This window comes from Nocardiopsis sp. FR4 (genome assembly GCF_009830945.1).
Classification (GTDB): domain Bacteria; phylum Actinomycetota; class Actinomycetes; order Streptosporangiales; family Streptosporangiaceae; genus Nocardiopsis.
Window position 1 is genome coordinate 1 of sequence record NZ_VWVV01000067.1, and the last position, 1325, is coordinate 1325.

Below are 1325 nucleotides of genomic sequence, written 5' to 3' on the forward strand. Positions count from 1 at the left end.
GGGCCTGAACTACGTCAAGCTGGACGGCGAGGTCGGCGTCATCGGCAACGGCGCGGGCCTGGTCATGTCCACCCTGGACGTGGTCGCCTACGCCGGTCAGACCCGCGGCGGGGCCAAGCCCGCCAACTTCCTCGACATCGGCGGCGGCGCCTCGGCCGAGGTCATGGCCAACGGCCTGGAGATCATCCTGGGCGACCCCGCCGTCAAGAGCGTGTTCGTCAACGTCTTCGGCGGCATCACCGCCTGCGACGCGGTGGCCAACGGCATCGTGCAGGCCCTGGAACTGCTGGAGAGCCGCGGCGAGGACGTCTCCAAGCCGCTGGTGGTGCGTCTGGACGGCAACAACGCCGATCTGGGCCGCCGGATCCTGACCGAGCGCGCCCACCCGGCCGTGCGACAGGTCGACACGATGGACGGCGCCGCCGCTCAGGCCGCCGAGCTCGCGGCGAAGTAGGGGAACACATCATGGCTATCTTCCTGACCAAGGACAGCAAGGTCCTCGTGCAGGGCATGACCGGCTCCGAGGGCACCAAGCACACCCGTCGGATGCTCGCCTCGGGCACCCAGATCGTGGGCGGGGTCAATCCCCGCAAGGCGGGCCAGAGCGTGGACTTCGACGGTACGGCCGTGCCGGTCTTCGGCTCGGTGGCCGAGGGCATGGAGGCCACCGGTGCCGACGTCACCGTGATCTTCGTTCCGCCCCGGTTCTGCAAGGACGCGGTGGTGGAGGCCATCGACGCCGGCATCGGTCTGGCCGTGGTCATCACCGAGGGCATCCCGGTGCACGACACCGCGGCGTTCTGGGCCCGTGCCCAGGCGAGGGGTAACCGGACCCGCGTCATCGGTCCCAACTGTCCGGGTCTGATCACTCCGGGCCAGTCCAACGCGGGCATCATCCCGGCCGACATCACCAAGCCCGGTCGGATCGGGTTGGTGTCCAAGTCCGGGACGCTGACCTATCAGATGATGTACGAGTTGCGTGACATCGGTTTCTCCTCCGCGGTGGGTATCGGTGGGGACCCGATCATCGGTACCACGCACATCGACGCGCTGGCGGCGTTCGAGGCCGACGCGGACACCGACGTGATCGTGATGATCGGTGAGATCGGCGGGGACGCCGAGGAGCGGGCGGCGGAGTTCATCCGGGCCAACGTGACCAAGCCGGTGGTGGGGTACGTGGCGGGTTTCACCGCTCCGGAGGGCAAGACGATGGGGCACGCGGGCGCGATCGTGTCGGGTTCCTCGGGCACGGCCGCCGCGAAGAAGGAGGCTCTGGAGGCCGTCGGCGTCAAGGTCGGCAAGACCCCCAGCGAAACCGCCCAGCT

The 1325-nt window shown here is 69.0% G+C and carries 1 protein-coding gene and 1 pseudogene; both read left to right on the top strand.

Translation table 11 applies throughout. The features are described from left to right. Nucleotides 1–454, top strand: a pseudogene (locus FYW95_RS27440) (succinate--CoA ligase subunit beta); the annotation flags it as partial. An 11-nt stretch (nt 455–465) separates the two neighbouring features. After that, a partial coding sequence (gene sucD, locus FYW95_RS27445) for a succinate--CoA ligase subunit alpha (RefSeq protein WP_159945735.1) occupies nt 466–1325 on the top strand: 860 nt, incomplete at its 3' end.